The organism is Streptomyces sp. NRRL B-24572 (assembly GCF_002156145.1).
GTDB lineage: Bacteria > Actinomycetota > Actinomycetes > Streptomycetales > Streptomycetaceae > Streptomyces > Streptomyces vietnamensis.
The window spans coordinates 1-7860 of sequence record NZ_MWIG01000423.1 but is presented as its reverse complement, the minus strand read 5'-3'; the positions used below and the strand labels follow the sequence as shown (position 1 = coordinate 7860).

General features: G+C 72.4%; 7 protein-coding genes and 2 pseudogenes. 5 read left to right on the top strand and 4 right to left on the bottom strand.

Annotation, left to right across the window (positions count from 1 at the left end):
* Positions 1-479: pseudogene (locus tag CCN56_RS24495) on the bottom strand (diacylglycerol kinase); the annotation flags it as partial.
* A gap of 110 nt (positions 480-589) precedes the next feature.
* Here CCN56_RS24495 and CCN56_RS24490 point away from each other — a divergent pair.
* Positions 590-1873 carry an adenylosuccinate synthase gene (locus CCN56_RS24490; protein WP_086830037.1) on the top strand — a complete coding sequence of 428 codons (1284 nt, stop codon included), beginning with the start codon at positions 590-592 and terminating at the stop codon, positions 1871-1873.
* A 61-nt stretch (positions 1874-1934) separates the two neighbouring features.
* On the opposite strand, the gene CCN56_RS24485 is transcribed toward CCN56_RS24490, so the two are convergent.
* Entirely contained in the window at positions 1935-2765 is an 831-nt protein-coding gene (locus tag CCN56_RS24485) for an oxidoreductase (RefSeq protein ID WP_086830036.1), read from the bottom strand.
* A 92-nt stretch (positions 2766-2857) separates the two neighbouring features.
* Here CCN56_RS24485 and CCN56_RS24480 point away from each other — a divergent pair, with 92 nt between their 5' ends.
* From CCN56_RS24480 to CCN56_RS24470, 3 genes are all read left to right on the top strand, one after another.
* Entirely contained in the window at positions 2858-3775 is a 918-nt protein-coding gene (locus tag CCN56_RS24480; RefSeq protein WP_373412896.1) for a LysR family transcriptional regulator, read from the top strand.
* Positions 3776-3993: 218 nt separating this feature from the next.
* On the top strand, positions 3994-4536 hold the full coding sequence (locus tag CCN56_RS24475; protein WP_086830039.1) for a DUF6232 family protein: 543 nt from the start codon (positions 3994-3996) through the stop codon (positions 4534-4536).
* Positions 4536-4850: a hypothetical protein gene (locus CCN56_RS24470; RefSeq protein ID WP_086830034.1), complete on the top strand. Its 315-nt coding sequence runs from the start codon at positions 4536-4538 to the stop codon at positions 4848-4850. The genes CCN56_RS24475 and CCN56_RS24470 overlap by 1 nt, the downstream gene beginning before the upstream one ends.
* A gap of 54 nt (positions 4851-4904) precedes the next feature.
* On the opposite strand, the gene CCN56_RS24465 is transcribed toward CCN56_RS24470, so the two are convergent.
* Both CCN56_RS24465 and CCN56_RS24460 read right to left on the bottom strand, forming a co-directional pair.
* Positions 4905-6773, bottom strand: coding sequence for a serine/threonine-protein kinase (locus tag CCN56_RS24465; protein WP_086830032.1), 1869 nt, complete (start codon positions 6771-6773; stop codon positions 4905-4907).
* 34 nt (positions 6774-6807) lie between these two features.
* Positions 6808-7578: pseudogene (locus CCN56_RS24460) on the bottom strand (substrate-binding domain-containing protein); the annotation flags it as partial.
* Positions 7579-7586: 8 nt separating this feature from the next.
* Between CCN56_RS24460 and CCN56_RS24455 the strand changes: the two are divergent.
* Positions 7587-7860, top strand: a 274-nt coding sequence (locus tag CCN56_RS24455) for a substrate-binding domain-containing protein (protein ID WP_179199973.1), incomplete at its 3' end; no start/stop codon positions are given.

The following is a 7860-nucleotide window of genomic DNA, read 5'->3' as shown; positions in this document are numbered from 1 at the left end:
GCGACGGGGTCGTCCTCGGCGACCTCCTCGTCCCGGGCGTGCCCGTCCCCGTCGCTGTCGTCGACGAGCAGGTCGAGGCGGCGTACGGCCCCGTGCAGGGCCACCCGGGCCGCCGCCGGCGTGGAGCGCGGCACGCCGAGCGCGTGGGCCACCTCCAGGGCGTCCGGGGCGCCGATCGGGACGAGCGAGAGGGCCCCGTCGGCGAGCTCCCGCTCGCGGTGCAGCAGGGCCACCGTACGCAGCAGTGCGCGGTCGTCGCCGAGCACGACGGGCCGCCGGGAGCCGCGGCGGGCCAGGGCCCGGGAGAATTCCTCGGGGCCGTCCGGCAGGCAGATCTTCGCCTCAGCGCCTGCGGACAGTACATCTTTCGCGATCCGTACGGACTCGCCGTCACTTCGGCGGGCGACCGGGTCGACGATGACCAGCAGCTGGTCGTGATCCGACACCTCGGTCCTTCCTCGGGTAGCATCTTTGTGCAAGAGCCCCTTGCGCTATTGCGCCAGGGGCTTCGTCTATTCCGGGGCACACCGGTGAGGCGGCGTACGCCCCCTGACCTTGGACATGCCCCACCCGGAAGGGGTGTACGCCTGTGCCCGCACTTGTGCTGCTCGGTGCTCAGTGGGGTGACGAGGGCAAGGGAAAGGCCACCGACCTGCTCGGTGGATCCGTGGACTACGTGGTGCGTTACCAGGGCGGCAACAATGCCGGCCACACGGTCGTCGTAGGCGACCAGAAGTACGCGCTCCACCTCCTCCCTTCCGGAATCCTCTCCCCGGGGTGCACCCCGGTGATCGGAAACGGTGTCGTCGTCGACCCGGCGGTCCTGCTCTCCGAGCTGAGCGGACTGAACGAGCGCGGCGTCGACACGTCGAAGCTCCTGATCAGCGGCAACGCCCACCTGATCACCCCGTACAACGTCACCCTCGACAAGGTGACGGAACGGTTCCTCGGCAAGCGCAAGATCGGCACCACGGGCCGCGGCATCGGCCCGACCTACGCCGACAAGATCAACCGCGTCGGCATCCGGGTCCAGGACCTGTACGACGAGTCGATCCTGCAGCAGAAGGTCGAGGCGGCGCTGGAGGGCAAGAACCAGCTCCTCGCCAAGCTGTACAACCGCCGTGCCATCGACGCCGCGCAGATCGTCGAGGAGATGCTCCAGTACGCGGAGCAGATCAAGCCGTACGTCGCGGACACCACCCTGATCCTCAACAACGCGCTCGACGAGGACAAGGTCGTGCTGTTCGAGGGCGGCCAGGGCACCCTGCTCGACGTCGACCACGGCACGTACCCCTTCGTCACCTCCTCGAACCCGACCGCGGGCGGCGCCTGCACGGGCGCGGGCGTGGGCCCGACGAAGATCTCCCGCGTCATCGGCATCCTGAAGGCGTACACGACCCGCGTCGGCGCCGGCCCGTTCCCGACGGAGCTCTTCGACGCGGACGGCGAGGCGCTGCGGCGCATCGGCGGCGAGCGCGGTGTCACCACCGGCCGTGACCGCCGCTGCGGCTGGTTCGACGCGGTCATCGCGCGCTACGCGACCCGGGTCAACGGCCTGACGGACTTCTTCCTCACCAAGCTCGACGTGCTGACGGGCTGGGAGCAGATCCCGGTCTGCGTCGCGTACGAGATCGACGGCAAGCGCGTCGAGGAGCTGCCGTACTCGCAGACCGACTTCCACCACGCGAAGCCGATCTACGAGATGCTGCCGGGCTGGTCGGAGGACATCACGAAGGCCAAGACCTTCGCGGACCTCCCGAAGAACGCGCAGGCGTACGTGAAGGCCCTGGAGGAGATGTCGGGCGCCCCGATCTCCGCGATCGGCGTCGGCCCCGGCCGCACGGAGACGATCGAGATCAACTCCTTCCTCTAGGAGCACGTACGGAAGGGCCCGCACCCCGGTTCACCGGGGTGCGGGCCCTTCCGCGTCTCCGTCAGCCGTCCAGCTTCGTGTCCCGGCCGACCTTGTCCCACGCGTTCAGGTCCGCCCGGACCTGGTCGAGGTGGGCGTGGATCGCGTCGATCGAGTCGGAGCCGAGGGCGAGGCGGAGCGGGGTCTCGTCGGCGTTCAGGGCGGCGAGGACGGCCGCGGCGGCCTTGGCCGGGTCGCCCTCCTCGGTGCCGCCGCCGGTCTCGACGTACGCGCGGGTGGCGCCGACGGTGTCGGCGTAGTCCTCGATGCCGCCGCCGCTGACGCCGCCCGAGCCGAGGAGGCTGGTGCGGAAGGCGCCGGGCTCGACGACGAGGACGTCGATGCCGAGCGGGCGGACCTCGGTGGCGAGCGCCTCGGAGAGGCCCTCCAGGGCGAACTTGGTCGCGCTGTAGGCGCCGAAGCCGGGCAGCGACATCTGCCCGCCCATGCTGCTGACCTGCACGATCGCGCCCGAGCGGCGGGCCCGCATGTGGGGCAGGACGGCGCGGGTGAGGGCGGCGGGGCCGAAGACGTGCACGTCGAAGAGGGAGCGGAGCTCCTCGTCGGTGGTCTCCTCGACCGACCCGACGTGGGTGCGGCCCGCGTTGTTGACCAGGACGTCGATGCGGCCGTGCCGCTCGGCGACCTCGGCCACCACGCGGTCGACGGCGGCCAGGTCGGTGACGTCCAGGGTGACGGCGTGGACCTGGTCGGGGTGGGTGGCGACCAGGTCGTCCAGGGTGCCCGCGCGGCGCGCGGCGGCGACCACGACGTCCCCGGCGGCGACCGCCGCCTCGGTGAAGGCGCGCCCGAAGCCGCTGTTCGCACCCGTGATCAGCCAGACCTTGCTCATGTGCGTGTTCCCTCTGCTGTCTCTGTTTCTCTCTGTCCCAACAAGCTTGGGACAGCGGGACGTTGTCCGTCCAAGATCTGTCGTGATAGCCCATGGTCATGACCATCACGGACGTGCACGGGCGGGATCTGCGGTACTTCCTCGCGGTCGCCGAGGAGCTCCACTTCACGCGGGCCGCCGAGCGTCTTTACGTCTCGCAGCCCGCGCTCAGCAAGCAGATCCGGGTCCTGGAGCGGCAGCTCGGCGCCCCCCTCTTCGACCGCGACCGGCAGGGCGTCCGCCTGACCGAGGTCGGTACGGCGCTGCTGCCGCACGCCCGCGCGGTGCTCGCCGCGTGGGCGGAGGCCGCGGGCGCGGTGCGCGCCGCCCGGGCCGCGCGGGAGGCCGCCCTCGTCATCGGCATGTCGACCAGCCCCGGCCGGGGCGGCCTGCTGCCCGCGATCCGCTCCCGCTTCACCGGGAAGCACCCCGCGGCCCGGCTCCGGCTGCGCCAGATCGGCTGGGACGACCCGACCGCCGGGCTCGCCGACCGCACCAGCGACCTGGCGTTCGTCTGGCTCCCGCTGGTCGACGCCGAGCGCTACCGCTGGGTCGTCGTCGCCACCGAGCCCCGCCTGATCGCCCTGTCCGAGCGGCACCCGCTGGCCGGCCGCGACCGGATCGCGTTCGCCGACCTCCTCGACGATCCCTTCCTCGCGCTGCCCGGGGACGTCGCCCCCGAACTCCGCGACCACTGGCTGGCCCTGGACGCGCGGGACGGCCGCCCGGCCCGGATCGGCGCCGAGATCGGCTCCACCGACGAGACGTACGAAGCCCTCGTCGACGGCCTCGGCATCTGCCTGGTCGCCGAGGGCAACGCCCCGCTGCTCACCCGCGGCGGCGTCGTCGTCCGCCCCGTCGACGGCGTCTCCCCGACCCGCTTCGCCCTCGCCTGGCGCGCCGACGACACCCGCCTCCTGGTCCACGACTACGCACGGGCGGCGGCCGAAGTCGTACCCCAGGAGGCCTGAACTCGACTTGTGGGGCAGGTGGTTCGGCTGCGTAATGAGGGGCACGTCGTAGCCGTTCCACCTCGGGGGGATGCATGGGAACGAACGAAACGCCGCCACCGAAGCCGGCCCAGCCGCCGGCCCAGCCGCCGGCGCAGCCATCGACCCATCCGTCGGTACAGTCATCCGCGCCGCCACCGGAAAGGCCGGCGGCCCCGCCGCCGCCCGGCGGTCCCGGGCTGGTCATCAGCAAGCGGCTGCTCTGGGTGCACGGGGGCGCCTATCCGCTGGAGAACATCGTCCGCGTCCACACCTTCGTGCTCCGGCCCCGGCGCGGGGAGGCCGTCGCCCGGTTCCTGAAGCGCGGCGGGATCACGATCGCCGTCCTCCTGATCCTCATGTACCTCGCGGACGAGTTCTCGCCGCGTTCGTACGATTCGTACGGATCGAGCAGCAGCGAGTCCGACGGCTTCATCGGGTTCGCCATCTTCATCACCGTGGCCCTGTTGATCTACTTCTTCGGCGACATGGCCTCCGTGGCCTTCGCCGGGTCCCACGACGTCCTCGCCATCGAGACCAACGGGCGGTCCACGGCCCTGGTGACCGGGAAGCGCGAGTACCTGAACCAGCTCGTCCGCTCGATCGCCGAGGCGATCGACAAGCCGGACGCGGAGTTCCGCGCCACCGTGGGGACGCTGGCGATCACCAACTACGGCAACTACTTCTTCGGGGACTCCGTGAACATGTACGGCGGCAGCGGCAACACGGGAGTGATGAAGTGATGGCCGGGGACAACTTCTACGGCGACGTCGTCAACATGCACGGCGGCAGCGGCAACCAGGGCATCGTCCACCACCACGCCTCGCCGGACCTGGAGCGCGCCCTGGCGGACGTGCTGGCGCGCATCGAGGAGCTGCGCGGTCAGGTGGAGCCCGAGGTCGCCGAGCGGCTCGACGGGGCTTCGGCCGGCCTCGCGGTGCCGCAGGCACGGCGCGGCGGGCTCGTCCTGCTGCGGGACCTGGCCGTGACCGTCGGCGCGATCGGCCAGCCCCTCCTCGACTCCGTCCGGGCCGCGCTCGAACTCCTCGGACGGTAGCGCCCGTCAGTCCCGGGCGAACTCCGGTCGCCGGTTCCGGGCGAACTCCGGTCGTTAGTCCCGGGCGAACTCCGCCGGCTCCCCGTCCGCGCTCATCCCGTAGGACTGGAGCCGGTCCTTGCCCTGGTACCGGACGATCCGCAGGTTGCTGGAGCCGTTCTCGACGCAGTCCGGGTCCCAGGTGTCCGGGTCGCGGGTCTCCGGGCCGATGACGAGGAGCGAGCCCGCGCCGCCGACGACGGCGGTGGTCGCGCAGCGGACGGTGTCGGAGAGCAGGTTCCCCTCGTCGTCCGTGCGCGGGTACGCCTGCTCGAAGCGGACGAGCGGGGCGCCGACCGGGCCCTGGGTGATGGTGACCTCGTAGGTCCAGCGGTCGGGGTCGGGCTGGGTCACCGTGTCCGGCGCCTGCTTCCACCTGCCGACGTACGCGGCGGGGACGACGTCCGCACCGGCCTTGACCCGCTGGAAGGTGGCCTTGGCGACGCCGGAGCCCCATTCGACGACGTCGGTCGAGCGCAGCGTGAGGGTCTGGCGGGCGGCCGGGGTGCAGCGCTGGGCGGGCACGCTCTCGGTGATCTCGGCCTCGCCGAGGACGAGTTCGCTGTCGGTGGCGGAGATCAGGGTGGCCCGGCCGATGCAGAGCTGTTCCCCGGTGACGTGGGTGTAGACGGCGGCCTTGGCGCCCGCCGCGCCCTGGGTGATCTCGATCCGGCTGGTCTCGTACGGGGCGTCCGCCTTGCCCTTGAGGACCCCTTCCCAGGCGCCGAGGAAGGCGGCGGGGACGATCCCGGCGGCGGGGCGGGTCGGGCCGGCGGTGCCGTTCTTGCCCCCGCCGCCCGTGGTGCCGCCGCTCTTCGGCCAGTACGTGTACGCGACGCCGGCCGCGGCCACCACGACGAGCGCCGTGACGGCGGCGAGCAGCGCGGTACGGCCCCGGCGCCGGGGCGCGGCGGGTGCGGTGGGGGAAGTCGCCCCCGTGGCCGGCGGGGGAGTCTCGGAGACCGGAGGAGGAGGCGGAGGAGGAGCACAGCTCCCCTCCGCCTCGAGGAGCTGCGCCGCGTGCCGCCCCAACCGCGCCAGGACGTCCGCCGGGAGCCACGGGTCCGCGACCGGGAGCGTCTCGACGATCTCGGTGGCCGTGGGCCGGGCCGCCGGGTCCTTGGCGAGGCAGGCCCGGATGAGTCCGGAGAGCTCGGGCGGGAGGTCCGTCAGATCGGGCTCGTCGTGGGCGATGCGGAACATCGTGGCGTGGACGCCGCTGTCCGCCGTACCGAAGGGAGCGCGGCCGGTCGCCGCGTACGCGAGCACGGAACCGAGGCAGAAGACGTCCGACGCGGGCGAGACCTGGTCGCCGCGGACCTGTTCGGGCGACATGAAGCCGGGGGAGCCGACGACGGCCCCGGTGGTGGTCAGGTTGCCGCCTTCGGCGACGTGGTCGACGGCGCGGGCGATGCCGAAGTCGATGATCCGCGGCCCGTCGACGGTGAGGAGCACGTTGGACGGCTTGAGGTCGCGGTGGACGAGTCCGGCGGCGTGGATGTGGTCGAGGGCGCGGGCGAGTCCGGAGGCCAGGGCCCGTACGGTCGCGGGCGGCAGCGGCCCGAACTCGTCGCCGACGACGGTCCGCAGCGAGGGACCCGGTACGTAGCCGATGGCGACCCACGGCGATTCGGCGGTGGTGTCCGAGCCGAGGACGGGCGCGGTGCCGGTGCCGCCGACCCGTTCCAGGGCGGCGACCTCGCGCGCGAACCGGCGCCGGAACTCGTCCTGGGCGGCCAGCTCCGCGTGCACCACCTTGACCGCGACGGTCCGCCCGCCGGCCGAGCGCGCCAGGAACACCCGGCCCATCCCACCGACCCCGAGGCGGCCGATCAGACGGAACGGGCCGACGCTGACCGGATCTTCCGCGTGCAATGACTCCACGCCACAGGAGCATGCCAGACCCGCAATTCCCGCATCAGTCCTCCCCGCAGACCTTCAGGCCCTTCGGGGTCGCGCAGGGCAGGTGCCCGTGCGCGCCGATGACGTCCTGGCCGCGCCCCGACCGGAGGTACGTGAGGAAGCTGGAGGTCAGGGAGCCGGTCCGGGGCAGGCCCCAGGTGTAGGCGTACTCGATCTCCCGGTAGGGGTAGGGGGACGCGCCGATCTCGTCCACGACGGGCCGCCGCCCGTCGACGGCCACCCGGTGCAGGCCCTTGCGCCCGTCGGTGGCGCGGAGTTCGGAGTAGCCGAGGGCGCCGGGGAGCTTGGCGACGGTGGCGAGGACCTGCTCGGTGGAGTCGAGTTCGCAGCGGACGACCTTCGACTCGGGGTCGTCGGAGGTCTGGCAGTCCTGGGAGGAGTTGGCGGGCTCGTTGCGGTGGAGGACCCGGCGCTGGAAGACCTGCCGGGTACCGGAGTTGGCGTCGCGGCTGATGAGGAGGACCGGCTGGTCGAGGCCGGGGACGAGCTCGCCCCAGTTGCGGATCTCGCCCCGGTAGACGCGGCGGATCTGGTCGAGGGTGAGGTCGTCGAGGGGTATCCCGTCGTTCACGACGACGCTGAAGAGGGAGACGGCGACCCTGTTCTCCCGGAGCTCGGGGAAGCCGCCGGGCTTGCGCCCGTCGGAGAAGGCGATGATCGCGCCCTTCTCCTTCCCGGTCTGGGCGAGTTCCCGGATCCCGGCGGTCGAGCCGTGCACGTCCACGGCCACCGTGGAGCCCTCGCAGTCCTCCTCGTACTGCTTCGCCGCCGCCCATCGGCTGCGCCCGGGGCACCCTCACCCTCACCGGCTCGACGGCCTTCGCGCCCGCCCTGCGGGCGGCGGCGAAGCAGTACGAGGAGGACTGCGAGGGCTCCACGGTGGCCGTGGACGTGCACGGCTCGACCGCCGGGATCCGGGAACTCGCCCAGACCGGGAAGGAGAAGGGCGCGATCATCGCCTTCTCCGACGGGCGCAAGCCCGGCGGCTTCCCCGAGCTCCGGGAGAACAGGGTCGCCGTCTCCCTCTTCAGCGTCGTCGTGAACGACG